The sequence below is a fragment of the Halococcus agarilyticus genome (assembly GCF_000334895.1).
Taxonomy (GTDB): domain Archaea; phylum Halobacteriota; class Halobacteria; order Halobacteriales; family Halococcaceae; genus Halococcus; species Halococcus agarilyticus.
Genome location: NZ_BAFM01000001.1, coordinates 239190 through 258774, shown reverse-complemented (window position 1 = coordinate 258774; position 19585 = coordinate 239190). Strand labels below are relative to the sequence as shown.

The following is a 19585-nucleotide window of genomic DNA, read 5'->3' as shown; positions in this document are numbered from 1 at the left end:
CCTCATTCGTCGTCGTCCTCCGTGCTGAGAACGCGGTAGATCGCGTCCACCACGTCGTCGGGCGAGGAGACGTACGCCACCACGACGTCTCCCGCATCCGCAAAGCTCCGCTCGATCTCCTCGGCGTGAGTCGCGTTGATCGCGTTGCCCGAGGGCTGTGTCTCGACGTACGCGTGGAGGTTCGCCGGAATCTCCTCCATCAGCGGAACGACCCGCTCCTCGGTGTCGTTGCTCGAATTTTCGGAGTCGCCCGCCGCGAACACGTACCGATTCCAGTCGCTCCACGGGTACTCCTCCTCCAGAACCTCCTTCGCGAGTTCGTACGCCGAGGAGATCTTGGTTCCGCCACCCGATCGAATGCCGAAGAAGTCGTCGCGATCGACCCGCCACGCGTCGGCGTCGTGGGCGATGTAGACGAACTCCGCGTGGTCGTACTTCCCGGTGAGATACCAGTCGAGCGGTGTGAAGGTTCGCTCGACCAGCTCGCGTTTGCCCTCGCGCATCGAGCCCGAGACGTCCCGGATGTTGACGACGACGACGTTCTTCTCGTACTCCTCGATTATCTCGGGGTAGCGGTAGCGCTCGTCCTCCCGGCGGAACGGGACGTGATCGATCCCCTCTCGGCGAATCCGGGTCGCGGTGTCGGTCTGTTCGACGTTGGCCTCCATCTCCTCGATGCTCGTCCATCTCGTGCGCTCGGCCGCCGGCAGGCTCGCGTAGGCGTCGTCGATCCACGCCCGCGAGACCGGGAGGTGCTTCGCGCGCGCCCACTCGAAGACCGCCTGTGGCCCCATCCCGTCGACCCGGAGCGCCTCGCGGACGTACTCCTCGTCGAAGTCCATCGCGAGCTTCCGCTTCAATCCCGTTTTGAACAGTCGCTCGAAGTCGAGCGTGGAGTCCGGGCCGGTGTTCGTGATGTCGGTGTAATCGCCCTCGACCTCCTCCGCGACCTGCTTGCCCTTGGGTTCGAGGTCGAGGCCGAGGCGCTCGTCGAGTTCTTGAGCGAACTCCTCGGGGTCCATCTCGTAGTACTCGTGCTCGCCACCCTCCTCGCCGGGATCGCCGTCCTCGTCGCCTGGCTGGGGCTGTGGCTCGCCGACCGGCTGGCCCGGCTCGGGCGTGTCGCCGTCGCCCTGGCCCACGCCGCCCTGGTCGCGCTGGTCGTACTCGAAGCCCGGCAGGTCGACGATCTTGATCGGGATCCGGACCGAGTCGGGGCGGCTTCCGCCGAGGTCCCCGTATTGGATGAACTCCGCTAAGTCCTCGCGGCGCTCCTCGCCGACTTCACGATACCGTTCGAGGTCGTCCTGAAGTCCCATCTCAGCCCCTCCGTGACCACTGATAGCTCACCTGGCTCATGACGTGGCGGCTCGTCAGCTCCGCCGAGGCCTCGGTGTAGCCGAACAGGTCGATCATGTTGTCGATCGTCTCCTCCTTGCAGCGCGCGGTCTCGGTGCCGCTCGGCGGGTCGTCCCACTGACGGGGGTCGAAGTCCTCGAAGGTGCGACGGACGTCGTCCCAGTCGTAGCTCCCGAGCACCGAATCGATCACGGGGATCTCGGTGAGCGCGACATCGCTCGCCCGGAACTCCTCGTCGCGACTGTGCCACGCGTGGCGATTCAGCGCGGTGATGATGTTCTCCGTGCGGAACTCCCGGACGGCCGGCGAAGGCTCGTTGCCGTCGTAACTCTCGGGATCGAACCGCCCCAGATGCTCGGTCTCGAATATCTTCATCTTCAGCGGATCGGGATCGACGCGCTCGCCACGGTCGTTTGCGACTTGCTCGTCGGTCGCCCACGCGTAGACGTGCTCGACGTACTCCGCGACGGTGTCCTCGTCGACGCGCTTGTCTCGCATCATCGCGTCGAGCACGTCCTCCTCCTGGCGGTCGAACACTTCGTTTTTCACTGTCACGACCCGGCTCTCGAACTCGCCGCGCTCGTCCGCCGAGAACACCGGTGCGTCCGCGAGCCCTTCGGCCATCGCGTCGAGCACGTCCTGAGGTAGGACGACGTCCTCCACGGCGAGATCGGGATGGTGACGGTCGCGGTCGGCGTAGAACAGGTCCGCGAGCACGTCCCGGGTGTACGTGACCGGAATACCGGCCTCGCCATCCGCCCCGTCGTCGAAGTCGAACTCGTCGCCCTCGACGCGCTCGTCGCCGCGCTGGAGGTAGCCCTGATCGAACAGGAGCGCCTTGTCGACGAGATCCAATCCCGCGGGAAGATCGTCGTCGAGCCGCGTCACGACGCTGTACAGCGCCGCCGCCGACACGGTGTGCGGCGCGAGCTCCACCGTCTTGACCCGGTGTTCGTCGCGTACGTCGACGGTGAGCGGCTCGCGGATCTTCGTTTCGAGTTCGGCGGCCGACTCGGCTCGCCAGATCGCGGTCTCGTTCGTGAGCTCGCGCCGGATCAGCTCGGCTTCGAGCGAGAGGTTCGTCAGGTAGCGAAACTCCCGCCGGTCGAGCCGGCGCTTGAGCGCCTTCAGCGGGTCCTCGCCGTTGCGTTCGGCGTGCTGGTTCAGCTGGGCTTCGAGGTCGGGGTTCGAGATGATCATCAGCTGGGTGTCGACGTCCATCCCGATCCCCTTGTCGAGCTTCACGCTCCCCTCGTCGGGCACGTTCAGCAGTTTTCGGAGGAGATCGGCGTGCTGGGCCGCATCCTCCACGATCGTGAGGAGGCCGTTGCCCTGGCTGAGCACGCCGTCGTAGCTGAACGCCTGGGGGTTTTTCCGCCCGCGCGATTCGAGCTCGCGGAGCATTCCCGCCATCCACGACCCCACGAGGCGTTCCTTCGGGCTGCCCGAGTCCTCCGAGTGGAGCACGCCGATCCCGCGGCCGACGTCCACGACGTAGTTCTTCACCCGGAGGTGGCGCGGGTCCGTGACCGCCGAGAACCGATCGTCGACGCCCTCGCGGCGATACCGGTCCTCCAAGAACTCGTAGGCCTCCCGGCAGAACGGATCGAGCCGTCCCTCGGCCACGACCGGGATGTGGTCGTCACGGCGGTCGTTGATCGCGGCGACGATCTCCGCGCGGATCTCGGGCGGGAACACCGAGAGTGGATGGGACTGGACCGGACTCTGATACCAGTCGTCCTCGTCGTCCTGGTACTCGTCGCCGTAGGTCAGGCCTGGCCCGTCGCCGGCCCCCGCGACGTTCCACTCGACGGTGTAGCGCCGGCCCGAATCGGTCTTCGAGTATTCGCGCAGGCCGTTGATGAGACACCGCTTGAGTTCGGACTTCCCGGTCGCGGTCGGCCCCGCGAACCAGATGATCTTCTCCTCCTTCCCGCGTCTGGCCGCGATCGATCGGAGGTCGTCGACGAACGCGTTCAGGAGCTCGGTGTTCCCGAGGATCGCGTGCTCGCCGTCGTTGTGCGGGTCGTCGAAGAAGCGATAGCGCTCCTTCTCCTCGCCCTCCTCGATCACGGTCCGCGTTCCGCCCGATTCGATCGCGCTCACGAGGTACTTCGCGGCGTGGGCGGCGATCGCGGGCTCTTCGAGCGCTCTGTCCACGTACTCCGCGAGGCTCATCGGCTCCTCGTAGGTCGCCCGGAGCGTGCGGTCGGCAGCCGTAACGTAGTCCTCGCCCGCCGCTCCGTCCGTCGTGATTGGCTCCTCACTGGACGGGTCGTGGTCGGTCATCACTCCTCCATCTCGGCTTTGGCGACCTCCGCGCCGGCGAACTCGAGCACCTCCTTCGCTCCCCCGCGGGAGTAGCCCTGCTCGCGCAGCGCGTCGATCCACGCGCTCCGCTCGTCGTCGTCCATCTCGCCCGAGGAGACCAGCGCCGAGAAGTTGATGTTGTGTTTCTTGTCCTCCCAGAGCTTCCGTTCGAGGGCGCGCCGGAGTCGGTCGTTGTCCTGGGGACTGAACGTGTCACCCTCGCGCGCTCTCCTGGAGACCCAGTTCGAGACCTCCTGACGGAAGTCGTCCTTCCGGTCCTCCGGCACGTCGAGTTTCTCCTCCACCGATCGGAGGAACGTCTCGTCGGGGCCCTGCTCGCGCCCGGTCAACTCGTCCTCCACGGTGTCGTCGTCGATGTACGCCATCACGTGGTCCATGTACTTCTCGCCCTGGCGCTGGATCTCGTCGAGATCGTACGCCAGTGCGTGCCGGACGTCCTCGATCGCACGCTCCCTGTACTCCTCGCGCACGAGTTCGAGGTAGCGGTAGTACGTGTCGAAGAGGTCGGCCGCGATCGAGCCGTGGTTTTCGAGGTTCGCTTCGAGGTGGTTGAACGTGGTGAGCGGCGAGAGGAAGTTTCGCTCCCGGTGCATCGAGTCCATGATCGCCTCCGCGATCTCGTCGCCGATGAATCGGGGACTCACTCCTTCCATCCCCTCACCGATCTCGGCGGTCTCGGTCGCCTCCTCCCGCAGTTTCTTCACGTCGACGTCCTCGGCCTCGTCGATCTCGCCGTTGTACGCCTTCGCCTTCTGAAGGAGGTCCACTGTCCCGGAGTCGGGCTCCTCGATCCTGGTGAGCACGCCGAAGAGACCCGCCATCTCCAGGGTGTGTGGCTCGACGTTGACGTCGGGCACGTCGGCGTTCTGGAGCATCTTCCGGTAGATGTTGGCCTCCTCGCCGTACTGGAGGACGTAGGGGAAGTCGATCCGTTTCGTTCTATCGTTGAACGCCTCCATCTTCTCGTCGCCCTTCTTCTCCTTGTACTCGGGCATGTTCGTCCGGCCGACGATCACCTGGTCGATGTCCATCCGGGGGTTGTTCTTCGGCTTGATCGTCATCTCCTGGGTCGCGTGGAGGAAGTCGTAGAGGAACTCCCGCTGGAGTTTGAGGAGTTCCTCGCCCGAGAAGATTCCCCGGTTGGCGTTACAGAACGCCCCCGAATAGTCGAACGCACGGGGATCGCTTTCCCCGTAGACCGCGATCTTCGAGTAGTTGACGTCCCCGGTGAGTTCGGTCTCGTCCTGGTTTTTCTTGTCTTTGGGCTCGAACGTCTCGATCCCGCGGCGCTTGTTCTCGTCGATCACCAGGCGGACGACCTCAACGTGGTTCTCCAGCACCTGCTGGAGGTCGTCGTCGTAGTATTCGAGAAGGCGATCCATGTAGAACTCCGAGGCGGGATCGAGTGCCTGCTCGTTCCGGATGGAGTAGGGGGCGTCGAGGTGGTCGTTCAGCGTTTCGACGACCTGGGTGCGCTGATCGAGCGGCAGGAGCACCAGCGGGTCCTGGTTCATCGGCGAGCGAACGACGTCGTCGGCGGGGTCCTGATCCGGAATGACATCACACAGGTTGGTCCACCGGAAGGTGTACAGCCGTCCCTCCTCGCGTGCGGTGTAGTCCTCGAAGTACCGCCGCACTTGCCTGTCGAAGTCGGATTTGCCCGAGCCGACAGGGCCGAGGAGGAGCTTGATCCGGCGCTCGGGACCGAGCCCGCGCGCGCCGGATTTGACCTTGTTGACGAACTCGTGGATCGCCTCGTGGATCTCCCGGCCGTAGAAGGTGTTCTCGCCGTCCGAGAGCGGGTCCTCGCTCGCGAGGTGATACTCCACGACGCCGTCGTCCTCGTCGTATTCGGTTCCGTAGAAGTCGAACATGTCCGCGACGCGCTGGTGGGCGTTGCGCGCGACGCGTGGCTCGTCGTGGACTTCGTCGAGATACCACTGGAACGGCCGGGTCGTGCGGAGGTCCGTCGGAATCGATGCCCGGTACTCCTCGCTGAGGCTTTCGAGTGTTTCGGTGTCGCCTGACATTGTGTCACCTCGTCGCCCCGCTCGCGCGGGGGGCTGCTGGCTGCGCATGCACACCGGTGGGGACCGGCGCGCGCCGTTGTCGTGTCATGTGTTCACGCGTGACGCTCTCGTCGGGGAACGACGCGGTCGACGGTCGGTGTCGGGACAGCCGGTCCGCGGAGCGGTTCGGGGCGGCGTAGCATGGTAGGACGTCCCACCGATACTACCATATAGGAGGGGTTGGATGCGTAAAACCGTTGTCCCTACTCTCGCCAGAAACTCCGTTCCGGTGGACTGTCGGCCGACCGCGAGGGCTATGGGAACCGGGCCCCGACGGCCACGCGTGACCGACTTCGATTCGCTCCCCGCCGGATGGACCGTCTGGAACGAGTCCGAAGAGCGGTGCGTGCTGGTCTACCGGCCGGACGTGTTCGACACACATGACTATCCGGCCCCGTGTCTGCCGACGATCTACCTCACCCACGGCCGGCGGTCGCGCCGTCCCGGAACTGAGCGCTCCACCACTGGTGACTCGTGGTACGTCACGCTGTACCTCGAACCCGACGTCGACCGCGACGCCGACCGGTTCGAGGCGCGCGAGGCGGCCGTCACGGGCGCGATCGATCTCGCGGAACGGTTCGCCGCTGGTGCGATCGACTATCGGGGGCTGTACCAGGTCCCACGCGAGGAGTACTTCGCGAAACTCGACGAGCTGACCGGACGAGAGTAGTGATCGCAGCGCTGGTATCGGGTTCCAGCCGGTATCGATCGTGGACCCGCTCGAACGGATGGACGGACGAAGGCGATCGACTGCGACCGCAATGGTGGCCTACTCCGGCGTCGCCTGACGCGGAAGCACCTGGCCCCAGACGTGTTTGTCGAGGAGGCGGACCGTCAGCGGCTCCTCGACTTCGATACAGCACGAGAGCCGCGGGTACCCGAACCGAACGGCCGCGGCGTCGTGCCAGTGAGTCGGCTCCGGTGCGGGGTCGACCTCGACAGTGCAGGTCGCACACAGCCCGCGGCCGCCGCAGTTGGCGTACTGCGAGACCGTGCCGTACACCGAGAACCCGTGGTCGAGCAGCGCGTCCCGGAGCACGACACCGCGCTCGACCTCGATCGTGATTTCCTCGCACTCCGTGACGACCCTCACCGGGATCCGCTCGTTCATGTGGGCCGTACGGTCTCGGCATCCCTGATTCCACCGGCGGATCGGTGTGTCACGACTCGTCCGTGGGACTCACCGGCGACCACCGTCGAAGCCGTGTTTTTATTCGGACTCGCGGCGTGGTGTCTGGTATGTCACAGATCACGCTCGTCGGCACGCGGCTCGCGGAGGTCGGCACCGAGTTCGTCTATCGGGGTGAGGCGAGCGCCTGCGAGGGCTGTCCCTACCGCGATCAGTGTCTCAACCTGCGCGAGGGGGTGAAGTACCGCATCACCGGCGTCCGGGAGAACACCCAGACGCTCGAATGTGGCGTCCACGACACCGGCGTCCGGGCGGTCGACGTCGAGCCCGCACCCGTGATGGCGAACGTCTCCCCCAAGAGCGCGTACGCCGGCAGCAAGGCCCGTCTGGAGGGTCCCTGTCCACACACCGAGTGCCCGAGCCACGAGTACTGCGAGCCCGCCGGGGCCGACTTCGACGCCGAGTACCGGATCCAGGAGGTGATCGGCGACCCGCCACACGACTACTGCCATCTCGACCGCGAGCTGACGCTCGTCGAGTTCGCACCGCCGGACGGATGACCCGCGACGACGTGGTCACGACGCCGGTCAGCGGCAAGCGCGTCCGGTTCGTGGACCGGCCGGACGACCCCGCGACCGACCCGCTGCGGTTCGTGATGACGCTCGCACCCGACGGTCACGGGCCGATGCTCCACGTCCATCCCGAACAGGACGAGCGCCTCGCCGTCGCGGCGGGTCGACTCGGGGTGTTCGCGAACGAGGCACGGTTCGCGTCGGCCGACGGATCGGGCGAGCGCTGCAGCGACGAAGAGCGCGTGCTCGGGCCCGGCGAGGCCGTCACCATCCCCGCCGACACGCCCCACCGGTTCTGGAACGCGGGCGAGGACGAACTCCGTCTCGACGGGAGCGTCACGCCAGGCCTGCGGACCGAGGCGTTCATGCGGATCACCTACGGGATCGCCCGCGACGGCGCACCCACGACTCCCTCGGGGATGCCGCTCAACGCCCTCCGACTCGCGGTGCTCTTGGACGAGTACGACGATATGCTCTATCTCGCCCGGGTTCCCACCGAGTTGCAGCGGCTCGGCATCCGAGCGCTCGAACCGCTGGGACGACGCGTCGGCTACGACGACCGCTACCCGGAGTATCTCGACTGACCGCGACGCTCCTCGCCAGCGTCCTTCACCGGGTCACCACCGAGCTTGCCAGCGAGTTCGGCGGCGTAGCCGAACTCGTCCTCGTAGCCGTACGGCGACATCAGGACGGGGTAGAACGGTTTCTCGGCGACGAGTCGCTCGTCGCCCGCGGCGGCGTAGGTCTCCCCCGCCGCGACGCGCTCGAAGTTGGTGACGAACACCTCGTAGCCCGACGCCTGGCCCTTCGGGATGAGGTGCTGGAGGCGGTAGAGCGGAACGCCGTCGGCGCGTGTCTCGCCGCCAGGCAGCGCGCCGACCGCGGCGAGGAACGCCTCGGTGAGCGCGATCGCGTTCGTCGCGGCGTCCTCGGTGCCCTGATAGCCACACTCGACCTCGATCACGTCGGCGTACCCCACGAGCCGCCCCTCGGTGAACGCGCCCGCGTCGATCACCGCGTCGAGCGTGAGATACGGGCAGACCGACTGGGTGAGCGCGAGTTCGTCGTCGGCGACGACCGCGAACGGCCCCGGATACGACTGGGTCGAGTGCATCGAGAGGGTCGTACAGCCCCGGAGCTCCTGAAGGAGCCGGCTGGCGAGCCGTCGTTCGTGCGAGTCGCTGTCGGGGTCGCCGGGGAACACCCGGTTCAGGTCGTCGTCGACGTATCTGGTTTCGCGAGCCAGCGCTTCCTCGTTCGCCACGATACACTTCACCGGCCGGTCGACGTCCGGCCTGGCGTCGAGGAGGTGCTCGACCGCGCGCACGCCGCACGGCTCGTCGCCGTGAATCCCGCCGACGACGGCGATTTCGGGCTCACCGTCGCCCAACTGCTCGATTCGCATCTACCCTCCCTAACGTGCCCGCCTTTTTGAGTGGTCCGGTACTGGGCCGGAACGCACCGTGAGCACGATCCGCTCCCCTCGATCGACGGCTGTCGAATGACCGGAACCGACGACCGCTACGCCGTGAACGTCGAGGCCGCGATCCACCGCGACGGCGAGTACCTCTTTATCGAACGTGCGACGACCGAGGACCACGCCGCCGGGGCGCTCGCGCTCGTCGGCGGGACGGTCGAGGCGATCGACACTGGTGACGTCCTCGAAAGCGCGCTCCGGCGCGAGGTTCGCGAGGAGGTCGACATCGGAATCACGGATCCACGGTACGTCCAGAGCAACGCGTTCACGACCGACGACGGGACGCCCTGCGTGAACGTCGTGTTTCTCTGTCGGCACGACGAGGGCGAGGCGCGGATCGCCGCCCCCGAGGAGGTCGCCGCCGTGGAGTGGCTGTCGGTCGGGGCAGCGCTCGATCGACCGGCGCTGTCGCCGTGGACCGCGGAGTTCCTGACGATGGCCGACGAGCGCCGCGCGGCACTCGATTGGTGAACTCAGTCGAGCGCTGCCGCGTACGCGACGTCCTCCGGGCGCGCTTCTGGCGATTCCCCGTCGAGTCGGATCGCCCAGCCGTGGAGCGCCGTCGGGTCGTCGAGCGCGTTGGTCAGGGTGGTCCGCACGTCGAGCAGATCGACGCCGTAGAAGTCCCGAGGGACGCCTCGGAAGTAATCGAGTGCGGTGCGAAAGAGCGAGCGCATCCCTGCATCGTCGTGGAAGTCGAAGTGCTTGTACGCGCCGGCCGCGACCTGGACCATCCCGTGGCAGAACTTCGATTCGGTGTTCCCTCGCCCGTAGTTGTACCACTCGTCCTCGAAACAGTCGTGTGAGGCGTGATATTTCCCGGTGTTGTAGAGCCTGACGCCGTGGACGACCGCCCGCCGGCAGGTGGCATGCTCCCACTGGCCACTCGCGGGCCCTTCGGCCCGCTCGTCGTCGGCAGTAGCCGCCCTGTCAGCCCGCCAGCCCTCCGGATCGCCTTTTGGCGGTCCCACGGTCGGGTCGCGGGTGTGCTCGTCCATACTCGATCGACGAACGCCGCCCGTTTGAAGCCAGCGCCGGGTGTGGGCTCGACGTTTTCGACCGACTGCGATCGGCCGACATCCGGCGGTTATATGACGACGACCCGAGACCCCGGCGTATGTCACTCACCGCGGCCGCCCTCACCGGCGGCGCGCTCGGGGTGTATCACGCGCTCGAAGCCGATCACCTCGCCGCCGTCGCGACGCTCGTCGAGGACGACGGGCGAGACCGTCATTCCGGCGTCGTCGGCGTCTCGTGGGGTGTCGGTCACACGATCCCCGTCGTCGCGCTCGGCGTCGGCTTCCTGCTGCTCGGCGTCACGTTTCCCGAGCAGGTGACGAAGCTGTTCGAGATCGTCGTCGGGGTGGTTCTCGTCGGTCTCGGAGTTCGGATGCTCGTCGGGGTGTTCGGGACGGAAACGCACGAGCACGACGAGCAGGTCCACTCACATTTCAGGGTCGGTCCCGTTCGACTCGGCGCTCACCACCACCTCGACGGGGACTCGTTGCTCGTCGGCGTCGTTCACGGGTTCGCGGGGAGCGGCGCGCTGGTCGTCGCGATGGTCTCGACGGCTCCCGCGACCGACACCGGACTCGCCTTTCTGGGTGCGTTCAGTCTCCTCTCGATCCTGACGATGGGCGGTGTCTCGATGCTCTGGAATCACGCGCTCGCGCGAGGGTTCCGGCGGTATCTCGAAACCGGAGCCGCCGTTCTCGGCATCGGTGTCGGTCTCCTCTTGCTCGCCGAGCAGTTCACCGGGCTCGCTGTTCTCTGAGCCGGCGTGATCGGTCCGCAACGCTTTAGCGCGCGGCCGGGCGAGAAACGAGCGCGTGCGAGGGTAGCCAAGTCTGGAAACGGCGGCGGATTCAAGCTCCGCTCCTGTAGAGGTCCACGGGTTCAAATCCTGTCCCTCGCACTCCGTGCCGCCTCGCGCGGCACGAAAGTGCGGGCAAGAACGGAGTCTTGCCCTCGCAACATTGCTGTCGAAGATATCTCGATAAGCTGTGCGTCCGCCACGCGCGCAACCGGAACCGTGAAACCGCCGGCGGGGTCCCTCTCGGGTATGGCAGCGATAGCGGACCGGGTCGACCCCGTTCGGGGATGGCTCGCGGCAGCGATCGCGGCGGTGATCGTCGTCGCGGGAAGCGCGGTCGCGTTCCCACAGCGGGTGTACTCGGGCTTTCTCTGGCGGTACTTCTGGGGACCGATCGACGCAGACGCGCACAACGCGGCGTGTGCGGTCCGGACGGACGGCGTCGTGCGGCGATTCGCCGAGGAGAGTGCGTGCCAGGCCGCCGCGGCGCAGGGGGCGGTCGTCGCGAGGCCCGGCTACACGATCGTCTCCGAGGTCGGCTACGCGCTCACCCTGCTGTTCATGCTGATCGGCGTCCTCCTGTTGATCGAACGTCTCGGCGTCGGGACCGATCGGCGACTCCTGTACGCACTGCTCCCGTTCGCGCTGTTCGGCGGCGCGCTCCGGGTGGTCGAGGACGCGAACGACGCCGTTCCCGACTCCGCGACCGCCGCGATCTCCTACCCCGCGAACGCGCTCATCATCAGCCCCGTCATCTACCTGACCGTGTTCGTGGTCACGCTCGTCGCGCTACTCGTGGCGCTCCGGCTCGCCCGCCGCGGGATGGTCGCGGAGTACTACGGAGCGCTCGCGGCCTTCGGCACGCTCGCGCTTGTGGCCACGCTCGGCTATCTCACCTTCCTCTCGATCTCGACCGAGGCGCTGGGCTTTTACCCACAGATGCTCGTGCTCACGCTCGGGATCGCCTCGGCCATCGCCGGCGGGGTCTATCTCGCGATCGAGCGGATCGAGCCCGCGATCAACGCCGGCACCGGGTTCGTCGGCCTCGCGGTGATCTGGGCCCAGGCGATCGACGGCGTGGCGAACGTCCTCGCCTCCGACTGGTGGGACGCCATCGGCCTCCCCTTCCAGTACACCGCGAAACACCCGGCCAACGCGATCATCGTCGGTTTCACCGAGACGGTCTTCCCGCCGTCGTTCGTCGCGGCGGTCGGCGACTCGTGGCCATTCCTCGTGGTGAAGGTCGCGCTCGCGGTCGGCATCCTCTGGCTGTTCGACGACCGGATCATCGAGGAGAGCCCGCGCTACTCGCTGCTCCTCCTGCTCGCGGTCATCGTCGTCGGCCTCGGGCCCGGGACCCGGGACATGCTCCGGGCGACGTTCGGGATCTAACGAACCCCACTTTTTTACTGCGGGGGGTCGCGCTCGCTGCGCTCGCGCTGCGGGTACCCCTCCCCGCAAAAACCTGGACTAAAAACACCCGCTCACTCATGGTTCGAAAGACGCTTCGCGTCTCTCGTCATCACGAGAGAGCGTAGCTCTCTCGAACGACTTCGTTCGCTCGCGGTATCGTCGCTGGCGCTTTCCCGCAACCACACCGCGACCGCACAGCACCGCCGAAGCCCTCGGGCGCTCCCTCCGGTCGCGCCCTCGCCCTTCATCCACCAGGCCCGCACCGCCACCGCCGCCCCGCAGCCGCCGCTCGACTCAGGGATAGGGATGGAACTCGCGGTCGAGTCGCGGCTCGAAGCCCGACTCGCGCGGCACCCGCTCCGCACGCTCGCCGAAGTACGGCTCGTCGGTAAAGAGGGGCTGGGCCGCGGGAACGAGCACGCGAACCGCCTCGAAGCCGAGTTCTTCGACGTCGCGCGGGGTGAGTCGCGCGGCGTAGGCGTCGAGCCCCGCGTCGGTCACGCGCCCCGCGAGCGAGTCGAGTTCGTCGGCTCCGGTGGGGGTCGGATCGGGACCGACGCTCGCGGCCGGAACGCCGGCGTCGCTCCCGAAGAAGGTCGCCGCATCGCCCGGCGTTTCGGCGTACTCCCCGATCGCACCCTCGGCGGCCGCTGCGGCCTCGGGCCCCATCGCGCGCAGCTCCATCCAGTTCTGGAGCGCCTCGGCGAGCGCCGACCGTGCGGCCGCGGTGGGGTCGAGGTCCGCGGCGGAACCGACCGCGAAGCGCGGCCACTCGTCGCGCTCGACAGCGACCGCCACCACCGGGATGTCGACGTCCTGGGTCAACAAGACAGGGTGCACGCGCAGCCCCTCCGAGCGCGCCCGTGCGGCGAGCGTCGAAAAGCCCTCGTCGTCGACCACGAGGCCGAGCGGGTCGAACGTCGAGTACCACGACACCATCGCGGCGTCGCGCTCGATGGCCTCGTACAGCCCCGAGCACAGCGCTTCGGCTCCCGAACTCCCCAGCCCCAATCCCGTGGTGATCGGTGGTCCGTGACGGCGTTCGGGCGGCGGGAACTGGACGAGCTCCGCCGGCAGGTGGACCGACGCGCCACTTACTATCTCCTCGCCCGGCACCCACGGGATCGTCGGCCTCTCGCTTTCATCGGTGGCCGGTTCGGCGCTTCCGGGCAGGACGAACGCACCCGGTGGAATCGCGCCGTCGAGATCGCTCGCCGTCGCGTGCGTGAACCTCGCGTCGCGGTAGATGCCGGCGCTGTAGCGTTCGAGCGCCTCGCCGAGCGCCTTCATGAACGCGGCGTTCCAGTCGCCAGCGACGCCCGCCGCCTCGCCCGCGGCGCTCGCGTCGCTGAACTCCGCCGTGTCGCCGGTGCGTGCGAGGTAGTACGGCGCGGGATAGGAGGCGGCCTCACCGACCTCGCGGACGATCCCCACTCGATCGTCGAGCGCGCGCTCGGCACGCGCCAGCGCGTCGTCGAGGTCGCGTTCCTCGAAGTCACGCGCGAGCGACCGGTCCTGCTCTTCGTCGCTCGCGCACTCGCAGTTCGGCACCGGAAGCACGCGGCGCTCGGCGTGGGGCAGTTCGATCACGCCGCCGAGCACCCGCGAGGGCTCGCCCGCGCACAGCCGGCGTGCCTCCGTGCCCGCGAGCGCGCCCGCGAGCCACGCCGCCGTGGCATCGATGCCGGACTCGTCCGCCTCGCCCCCATCAGGATCGTCTTCGGGGGAGTCGCCGTCGCTGTCGGCGTTCGCCGCGACACGCAGAGACAGACACTCGTAACACGCCGTCTCTGGGCCAAACCCCGTGATGGACGCCTCGCAGACGGCCCGGCCACCGACACCGCCGCGCTCGATCGCCAGCCACGGTGTCGCGCTCTCGCGGGCGTGATCGTTCGCGCGCTCGAAGCACTCGGCTCCCGAATCGTCGACCACGATCCCGAGATCGACCGTGTCGATCGCCACGGGATCGATCGATTCCACAGTCGCATCCGCCTCGGCGAGCGCCGCGCGAACCGCGTCCGCGGCGGGTCCACTCCCGACGATACCGACGTTCATGCGCGGTCCAGCGGCCCCCGGCGCAAAAGATTCCCTATTCGGCGGGGCGGACGCGGGCATCGGGATGCTGGTCGGCATCCTCGGCGAGATCGCCGGCCTCCCGCGCCTTCTCGACCTCGGCCTTCGCGGTCTCGCGGTCGGTCCGACCGACCACGCTCACGACGTCGAGCAGTTCGTCCTCGGGCACGCCCCGGCCCGCCGCGCCCGAATCGAGATCGTCGAGGTAGCCCTCGGTCTCGTTCAGCAGGAAGTCGACGTACTCTCGGGCGTCCGTCGAGCCGCCGAGCGCGTCGTGCCATCGCGCGGGGTACCGGCTCACCCGGTCGTCCCCGAGCGCGTAGAGCGCGTCGGTCCCCTGCCACGTCTCGGTGTCGACGAGGCGGGCGTCGACCTCCTCCACGAACGCGTCGCGGTCGAAATCGTACGACGTCTCGTCACGGAGGCCGTCGGCGTACCGCGTCACGACCTCGCGCGCGACGCCTGGCCGGTCGTGCGGATGGTGGCGTTCGATCAGCGCGACGAGCTCCTCGGTCAGCAGGGTGCGCCCTCGCTGTCGGGCCGCCGCGAAGACGTCCTCGTTCAGTTCGGCCATCGTGCGACGTACGATCGCGGCCCGAATAAGCGACGTGATAGCGGCGACGTCACGGGGCTCGTCCGTCTCGGCGTAACCGCGAATTCGCCGGCAGAAATCGCGGAGAGTGTCGAATCCTCATCGACTGTGGGACCGTCGGAAGAGGCTGAATCTTGTCCCCTTCGACAGTATATTGACCCTGGGGGTGAGAGTGCGGTCATGGACTACGACCGTGTTCGGGAGGTCGATCCGTCGGTCGCCGACGCGCTCGACGGCGAACTCGATCGCCAGCGCGAGACGCTGATGATGATCGCGAGCGAGAACCACGTCAGCGAGGCGGTGATGGAGGCCCAGAGTAGCGAACTCACCAACAAGTACGCCGAGGGGTATCCCGGCGAGCGGTATTACGGTGGCTGTGAGTACGCCGACGACGTCGAGGGGCTCGCCATCGACCGGGCGAAGGAGCTCTGGGGGGCCGAGTACGTCAACGTCCAGCCCCACAGCGGCTCCCAGGCCAACATGGGGGTGTACCTCGCCACCCTCGATCCCGGCGACAAAATTCTCTCGCTCGATCTGACTCACGGCGGCCATCTCTCCCACGGCCACCCGAAGAACTTCGCTGGCCAGGTCTACGAGGTCGAGAACTACGAGGCCGACCCCGAAACCGGGTACATCGACTACGAGGCGCTCGCCGACCACGCCGAGGAGTTCGAGCCCGACATGATCGTCTCGGGCTACTCGGCGTACCCCCGTGAGGTGGAGTGGCAGCGCATCCAGGACACCGCCGAATCGGTCGGCGCGTACCACCTCGCGGACATCGCCCACATCACGGGCCTCGTCGCGGCTGGCGTCCACCCCTCTCCCGTGGGGATCACCGACTTCGTCACCGGCTCGACGCACAAGACCATTCGAGCAGGTCGGGGCGGGATCATCATGTCGAGCGACGAGCACGCCTCGGCGATCGACGCCGCGATCATCCCGGGGATGCAGGGCGGCCCGCTGATGCACAATATCGCCGGGAAGGCGGTCGGGTTCGAGGAAGCACTCCAGCCCGCGTTCGAGGAGTACGCCGAGCAGGTCGTCGACAACGCCGCGGCGCTCGGCGACCGCCTCCAGGAGCACGGTCTTTCGCTGGTGTCGGGCGGCACCGACACCCATCTCGTGCTCTGTGATCTCCGCGACTCCCATCCCGACACCACGGGTAAGGAAGTCGAGGAGGCCCTGGAGGAGGCCGGCATCGTGCTGAACGCGAACACCGTGCCGGGCGAGACGCGCTCGCCGTTCGTCGCGAGCGGCATCCGCGCCGGGACGCCCGGCCTCACGACCCGCGGGTTCGACGAGGACGCGTGCCGGGAGGTCGCCGACTGCATCGCGCGCGTCGTTGACGCCCCGGACGACGAGAGCGTGCGCGAGGAGGTCGCGGCCGATGTCGACGCGCTCACCGACCGCCACCCGCTGTACGAGTGATCCAGAATCCGGCGGGCGACCGAATCCGGACCGTTGATTAGCGCGCCCCATCCCGCTCCTGCATGACGAACGTGATCGACGGCGACGCGGTCGCACAGTCCCTCCGTGACGATCTGCGGGACGCCATCGAGACGCTCGCGGACGCCGACGCTCGGCCCGGTCTCGCGACCGTGCTGATGAGTGACGACGCGGCGAGCGAGACGTACGTCACACGGAAGCACGAGGACTGTCGCGAGGTCGGCATCGAGGATTTCCACGAGGACGTCGACGCCAACGCCCCGACCGAGGAGCTCGTGAGCGTCGTCGAGGATCTGAACGAGCGCCCGGAAGTCCACGGCGTGCTGGTGCAGACGCCGCTGCCCGAACACGTCGAGGCCGAACGCGCACTCCAGGCGGTCGCTCCCGAAAAGGACGTCGACGGGTTTCACTTCGCAAACGTCGGCCGGTTCGTCCGGGGCACGCCGCGCTTTCGCCCGTGTACGCCACACGGCGTGCAGAAACTCCTCGAACACGCTGGCGTCGAGATCGAGGGAGCCGACGCCGTGATCGTCGGCCGCTCGAACCTCGTCGGCAAGCCGCTGGCGAACCTCTTCCTCCGGCGGGCCGACGACGGGAACGCCACCGTCACCGTCTGTCACTCCCGCACCGAGGACCTCGCGGCGAAAACCCACGGTGCGGACATCGTCGTCACCGCCTGCGGCGTCCCCGAGCTCGTCACCGGCGACATGCTTTCGGACGGTGTCGCCGTCATCGACGTCGGCTACAACCGCGTCGAAGTCTCCGAACGACGTTCGGAGGACAGCCGGACGGAGTCCGGCCAGTCGGACAACGAACGGGGCTACGAGATCGTCGGCGACGTCGACTTCGAGAGCGCGACGGAGAAGGCGAGCGCCATCACTCCTGTTCCGGGCGGCGTCGGCCCGATGACTCGCGCAATGCTCCTCTACAACGCGGTGCGCGCAGCGAGCGAACAGGAAGGCGTCACGGTCGACCTCCCCTGATGACCGACCCCGATCCCGTTCCCGAGGCGCTGGCCGCCGACCACGACGACGTGCTCCGGAGCGAGAACACCTTCGAGATCGATACGGAAAGTCTGGAATCGGCACGCGATCGTGCCGAGCGGGGCTGGGGCGTCGGCGCGCTCGCGGTCCACGACGGCCGGGTGCTGCTCGTTCGTCACGACGATCAGTGGCTTCTCCCGGGTGGGATGCTCGAATCGGGCGAGACGCCGGGGGAAGGGGCGGCCCGCGAAACGCACGAGGAAACCGGGATCGACGTGCGGATCGACGGGCTCGCGGCGATCGCCGAGCAGACGTTCACCGACGGTGACGACGCGTTCGTCTTTCACTTCGCGGTGTTCGAGGCGACGCCCGAGAGTACGGTTCTGACCGACGATCCCGGACTCACCGACGAGGCGATCGCCGAGGCCGCGTGGCACGGCTCGCTCCCGGCGGACACGTTCGAGCCGGACCTCTACGCCAGGCTGCTCGACGGCAGACTTGACTGAGAGTCAGCGCCGGGACCGCTGCGTAGCGCGACTCAGTCGAAGCTGGGGAGGATCTCGTTCTCGTAGAGGGCGAGCGCGGCCTCCTGGTCGGCACCGATCTGGTGGATGTAGACGTGATCGTAGCCCGTGTCGATGGCCTCCTGAATGCTCTCGATGTGGGCGTCCGCGCTCTGCTCGGTGATGATCGACCCCTCGCGGATGTCCTCCTCGCTCACCATCCGCGTGGCCTGCTCGAAGTGCGCCGTCGTCGGGAGTTCGGCGGCGAGTTCTCCAGGGAGCCCGGAGTTCGCCCACTGCTCGTGGGCGGTCGCGACCGCCGCGTCCTCGCTGTCGGCGACGCAGGCGTGGAGCTGCGTGAGCCGGGGCCCCTCGCCGCCCGCGTCCTCCCAGTCCTCAACGACGTCCTGGGGCCCGACCGACCAGAACCCGTCGCCGAACTCGGCGGCCCCCTGTGCGGCACGTTCGCCGAACGCCGAGACGCAGACTGGGGGGATCTCGTCGGGGAGGGTGAAGAGGCGAGCGTTCTGGACGTCGTAGTGCTCGCCGTGGTGGCTCACCTGCTCGCCGGTCCAGAGCTCTCTCATTACCTCGACGGCCTCTTCGAGCATCTCCAGTCTGACGCGGTGTTCGGGCCAGTGATCGCCGAGCACGTGCTCGTTCAGGAGCTCGCCGGTGCCGACGCCGAAGTAAAACTTTTCGGGAACCATCGCCGCCGTCGTGGCGACCGCCTGAGCGATGATCGCCGGGTGGGTCTTGATCGTCGGACAGGTCACACCCACTGCGACGTCGATCTCCTCGACCGACGCCGCGATCCCGCCGAGCGAGCTCCAGACGAACGGCGACTCGCCCTGGGCTTCGAGCCACGGATGGTAGTGATCCGAGACGCTAACGAAGTCGAATCCGACTTCCTCGGCGCGCTCGGCCTGATTCACTAGTTCGTTCGGGCCGAATTCCTCGCTCGATAAGGTGTAGCCGAGCTGCGTCACGATCCGTCCCTCCCGACCGTGCGTTTCTGGATCATTCGTTCGCACGATCGACGGCGAGCGAATAAACGCTGTTGCCGACACCTGCCGGGTCGCGTATCAGACGTCGTCGTGAAGCCGATCGAGCCGGTCGCGCGCGGTCACGAGCGCTCCCTCGTCGTCCTCTCGGAGATACCGACCGAGATCGCGTGCGGCCCGGACCAGGCGCTCCGCCGTCGCGGGGGCCACGTCGCCGTCGAGCGCCGCGACGCGCTTTCGGTGCTCGGCCAGGCTGGCGAACGCCGCGCTCGCCGCGGGGTCGGGGTGGTCGTCGAGATACGTGCCCGCCTCCCGGCGGTACTCCCCCACTGCGTCGGCTGCTGCCAGGCCGCGAGCCGTCCGGAGCGAGTCGGGGACCTCCTCGGGCGGCGGGCGCTCGCCCTCGTCGGCTCCACCCAGCAGCGAGAGGAAGTACCGCTCCGCAGCGTCGTCGGTCCGCATCGCGCGACCGATCTCCTCGGCGACGTAGCGGAGTTCGAGCGCCGCGAGATAGGTTCCGTCGAGCGGTGCGAGCTCGCCCGAGTCGATGAACCCGTGCTGGCGGACGAACTCCCGGCACGCCTCGGCGGCGTTCTCGGCCGCTTCGCGGGTGTCCGCGTCGTCGTTGCTGCTCGCGTCGAGCCGATCGCGCGCCGCCGAGAGGTCGAGCGCTCCCGCGGTCGCGGTGTGGCGGGTGCGGTCGTCGACGCCGACGCTCCGGAGGCTCCCGCAGTCGGGACAGCTCACGCTCCCGGTCTCGTAGTACGACCACCGCGCGCCACACTCGGTGCACTCCCGTTCGCCGCGGATGCGCATACCCA

The 19585-nt window shown here is 67.8% G+C and carries 19 protein-coding genes and 1 tRNA gene; 10 read left to right on the top strand and 10 right to left on the bottom strand.

Annotated elements, in window-relative coordinates:
• Positions 1–2: 2 nt before the first annotated feature.
• From TX76_RS01195 to TX76_RS01185, 3 genes are read right to left on the bottom strand one after another with little or no spacing between them, the layout of a single operon-like run.
• A complete protein-coding gene (locus TX76_RS01195; protein WP_049898467.1) occupies positions 3–1319 on the bottom strand; it encodes a YeaH/YhbH family protein in 1317 nt (438 codons plus the stop codon).
• Position 1320: 1 nt separating this feature from the next.
• On the bottom strand, positions 1321–3648 hold the full coding sequence (locus TX76_RS01190; protein ID WP_049898465.1) for a PrkA family serine protein kinase: 2328 nt from the start codon (positions 3646–3648) through the stop codon (positions 1321–1323).
• Positions 3648–5720, bottom strand: a complete 2073-nt coding sequence (locus TX76_RS01185; RefSeq protein ID WP_049898463.1) for a PrkA family serine protein kinase — start codon at positions 5718–5720, stop codon at positions 3648–3650. The genes TX76_RS01190 and TX76_RS01185 overlap by 1 nt, the downstream gene beginning before the upstream one ends.
• A gap of 295 nt (positions 5721–6015) precedes the next feature.
• Here TX76_RS01185 and TX76_RS01180 point away from each other — a divergent pair, with 295 nt between their 5' ends.
• Positions 6016–6429: a DUF5820 family protein gene (locus TX76_RS01180; protein ID WP_195155972.1), complete on the top strand. Its 414-nt coding sequence runs from the start codon at positions 6016–6018 to the stop codon at positions 6427–6429.
• 99 nt (positions 6430–6528) lie between these two features.
• Here TX76_RS01180 and TX76_RS01175 read toward each other — a convergent pair whose 3' ends face one another.
• Positions 6529–6870, bottom strand: a complete 342-nt coding sequence (locus TX76_RS01175; RefSeq protein ID WP_049898461.1) for a 2Fe-2S iron-sulfur cluster-binding protein — start codon at positions 6868–6870, stop codon at positions 6529–6531.
• 128 nt (positions 6871–6998) lie between these two features.
• Here TX76_RS01175 and TX76_RS01170 point away from each other — a divergent pair, with 128 nt between their 5' ends.
• The gene (locus TX76_RS01170; protein WP_049898460.1) at positions 6999–7448 is read left to right on the top strand and encodes a UPF0179 family protein; all 450 of its coding nucleotides are present in this window, start codon (positions 6999–7001) and stop codon (positions 7446–7448) included.
• A complete protein-coding gene (locus tag TX76_RS01165; protein WP_049898458.1) occupies positions 7445–8044 on the top strand; it encodes a cupin domain-containing protein in 600 nt (199 codons plus the stop codon). The genes TX76_RS01170 and TX76_RS01165 overlap by 4 nt, the downstream gene beginning before the upstream one ends.
• On the opposite strand, the gene TX76_RS01160 is transcribed toward TX76_RS01165, so the two are convergent.
• Positions 8023–8865 carry a M14 family metallopeptidase gene (locus TX76_RS01160; RefSeq protein ID WP_049898456.1) on the bottom strand — a complete coding sequence of 281 codons (843 nt, stop codon included), beginning with the start codon at positions 8863–8865 and terminating at the stop codon, positions 8023–8025. The two genes, TX76_RS01165 and TX76_RS01160, sit on opposite strands and share 22 nt — an antisense overlap.
• 96 nt (positions 8866–8961) lie before the next feature.
• Here TX76_RS01160 and TX76_RS01155 point away from each other — a divergent pair, with 96 nt between their 5' ends.
• Entirely contained in the window at positions 8962–9408 is a 447-nt protein-coding gene (locus TX76_RS01155; RefSeq protein ID WP_049898580.1) for an NUDIX domain-containing protein, read from the top strand.
• A gap of 2 nt (positions 9409–9410) precedes the next feature.
• On the opposite strand, the gene TX76_RS01150 is transcribed toward TX76_RS01155, so the two are convergent.
• Positions 9411–9935, bottom strand: a complete 525-nt coding sequence (locus TX76_RS01150) for a DUF309 domain-containing protein (protein WP_049898454.1) — start codon at positions 9933–9935, stop codon at positions 9411–9413.
• A gap of 119 nt (positions 9936–10054) precedes the next feature.
• On the opposite strand from TX76_RS01150, the gene TX76_RS01145 reads away from it, so the two are divergent.
• The 3 genes from TX76_RS01145 (at position 10055) to TX76_RS01135 (ending at position 12142) form a co-directional block, all read left to right on the top strand.
• A complete protein-coding gene (locus TX76_RS01145; protein ID WP_049898452.1) occupies positions 10055–10711 on the top strand; it encodes a sulfite exporter TauE/SafE family protein in 657 nt (218 codons plus the stop codon).
• A gap of 57 nt (positions 10712–10768) precedes the next feature.
• A tRNA-Leu gene (locus tag TX76_RS01140) sits at positions 10769–10852 on the top strand.
• 147 nt (positions 10853–10999) lie between these two features.
• Positions 11000–12142: a DUF63 family protein gene (locus TX76_RS01135; RefSeq protein ID WP_049898450.1), complete on the top strand. Its 1143-nt coding sequence runs from the start codon at positions 11000–11002 to the stop codon at positions 12140–12142.
• 315 nt (positions 12143–12457) lie between these two features.
• Here the strand turns inward: TX76_RS01135 and TX76_RS01130 are convergent, their stop codons facing one another.
• Together TX76_RS01130 and TX76_RS01125 are read right to left on the bottom strand one after the other, a co-directional pair.
• Complete coding sequence (locus tag TX76_RS01130) at positions 12458–14218, bottom strand: YcaO-like family protein (RefSeq protein ID WP_049898448.1); 1761 nt, start codon at positions 14216–14218, stop codon at positions 12458–12460.
• Positions 14219–14252: 34 nt separating this feature from the next.
• Positions 14253–14810, bottom strand: coding sequence for a hypothetical protein (locus TX76_RS01125; protein ID WP_049898446.1), 558 nt, complete (start codon positions 14808–14810; stop codon positions 14253–14255).
• 198 nt (positions 14811–15008) lie between these two features.
• Here TX76_RS01125 and glyA point away from each other — a divergent pair, with 198 nt between their 5' ends.
• The 3 genes from glyA (at position 15009) to TX76_RS01110 (ending at position 17763) form a co-directional block, all read left to right on the top strand.
• The gene (glyA, locus tag TX76_RS01120; RefSeq protein WP_049898445.1) at positions 15009–16256 is read left to right on the top strand and encodes a serine hydroxymethyltransferase; all 1248 of its coding nucleotides are present in this window, start codon (positions 15009–15011) and stop codon (positions 16254–16256) included.
• A gap of 62 nt (positions 16257–16318) precedes the next feature.
• Entirely contained in the window at positions 16319–17257 is a 939-nt protein-coding gene (locus TX76_RS01115; protein WP_049898443.1) for a tetrahydrofolate dehydrogenase/cyclohydrolase catalytic domain-containing protein, read from the top strand.
• Positions 17257–17763 carry an NUDIX hydrolase gene (locus TX76_RS01110; protein WP_049898442.1) on the top strand — a complete coding sequence of 169 codons (507 nt, stop codon included), beginning with the start codon at positions 17257–17259 and terminating at the stop codon, positions 17761–17763. The genes TX76_RS01115 and TX76_RS01110 overlap by 1 nt, the downstream gene beginning before the upstream one ends.
• A 32-nt stretch (positions 17764–17795) precedes the next feature.
• Here TX76_RS01110 and TX76_RS01105 read toward each other — a convergent pair whose 3' ends face one another.
• Both TX76_RS01105 and TX76_RS01100 read right to left on the bottom strand, forming a co-directional pair.
• Positions 17796–18749 (bottom strand): TIGR03557 family F420-dependent LLM class oxidoreductase, encoded by a 954-nt coding sequence (locus TX76_RS01105; protein WP_049898578.1) that lies wholly within the window; start codon positions 18747–18749, stop codon positions 17796–17798.
• Positions 18750–18845: 96 nt separating this feature from the next.
• Positions 18846–19580 carry a DUF7117 family protein gene (locus TX76_RS01100; RefSeq protein ID WP_049898440.1) on the bottom strand — a complete coding sequence of 245 codons (735 nt, stop codon included), beginning with the start codon at positions 19578–19580 and terminating at the stop codon, positions 18846–18848.
• Positions 19581–19585 lie beyond the last annotated feature (5 nt).

Bases quoted from the DNA above. Each gene is read 5' to 3' on its own strand.
- TX76_RS01195 (WP_049898467.1), bottom strand. From the start codon at position 1,319: ATGGGACTTCAGGACGACCTCGAACGGTATCGTGAAGTCGGCGAGGAG.
- TX76_RS01190 (WP_049898465.1), bottom strand. From the start codon at position 3,648: ATGACCGACCACGACCCGTCCAGTGAGGAGCCAATCACGACGGACGGA.
- TX76_RS01185 (WP_049898463.1), bottom strand. From the start codon at position 5,720: ATGTCAGGCGACACCGAAACACTCGAAAGCCTCAGCGAGGAGTACCGG.
- TX76_RS01180 (WP_195155972.1), top strand. From the start codon at position 6,016: ATGGGAACCGGGCCCCGACGGCCACGCGTGACCGACTTCGATTCGCTC.
- TX76_RS01175 (WP_049898461.1), bottom strand. From the start codon at position 6,870: ATGAACGAGCGGATCCCGGTGAGGGTCGTCACGGAGTGCGAGGAAATC.
- TX76_RS01170 (WP_049898460.1), top strand. From the start codon at position 6,999: ATGTCACAGATCACGCTCGTCGGCACGCGGCTCGCGGAGGTCGGCACC.
- TX76_RS01165 (WP_049898458.1), top strand. From the start codon at position 7,445: ATGACCCGCGACGACGTGGTCACGACGCCGGTCAGCGGCAAGCGCGTC.
- TX76_RS01160 (WP_049898456.1), bottom strand. From the start codon at position 8,865: ATGCGAATCGAGCAGTTGGGCGACGGTGAGCCCGAAATCGCCGTCGTC.
- TX76_RS01155 (WP_049898580.1), top strand. From the start codon at position 8,962: ATGACCGGAACCGACGACCGCTACGCCGTGAACGTCGAGGCCGCGATC.
- TX76_RS01150 (WP_049898454.1), bottom strand. From the start codon at position 9,935: ATGGACGAGCACACCCGCGACCCGACCGTGGGACCGCCAAAAGGCGAT.
- TX76_RS01145 (WP_049898452.1), top strand. From the start codon at position 10,055: ATGTCACTCACCGCGGCCGCCCTCACCGGCGGCGCGCTCGGGGTGTAT.
- TX76_RS01135 (WP_049898450.1), top strand. From the start codon at position 11,000: ATGGCAGCGATAGCGGACCGGGTCGACCCCGTTCGGGGATGGCTCGCG.
- TX76_RS01130 (WP_049898448.1), bottom strand. From the start codon at position 14,218: ATGAACGTCGGTATCGTCGGGAGTGGACCCGCCGCGGACGCGGTTCGC.
- TX76_RS01125 (WP_049898446.1), bottom strand. From the start codon at position 14,810: ATGGCCGAACTGAACGAGGACGTCTTCGCGGCGGCCCGACAGCGAGGG.
- glyA (WP_049898445.1), top strand. From the start codon at position 15,009: ATGGACTACGACCGTGTTCGGGAGGTCGATCCGTCGGTCGCCGACGCG.
- TX76_RS01115 (WP_049898443.1), top strand. From the start codon at position 16,319: ATGACGAACGTGATCGACGGCGACGCGGTCGCACAGTCCCTCCGTGAC.
- TX76_RS01110 (WP_049898442.1), top strand. From the start codon at position 17,257: ATGACCGACCCCGATCCCGTTCCCGAGGCGCTGGCCGCCGACCACGAC.
- TX76_RS01100 (WP_049898440.1), bottom strand. From the start codon at position 19,580: ATGCGCATCCGCGGCGAACGGGAGTGCACCGAGTGTGGCGCGCGGTGG.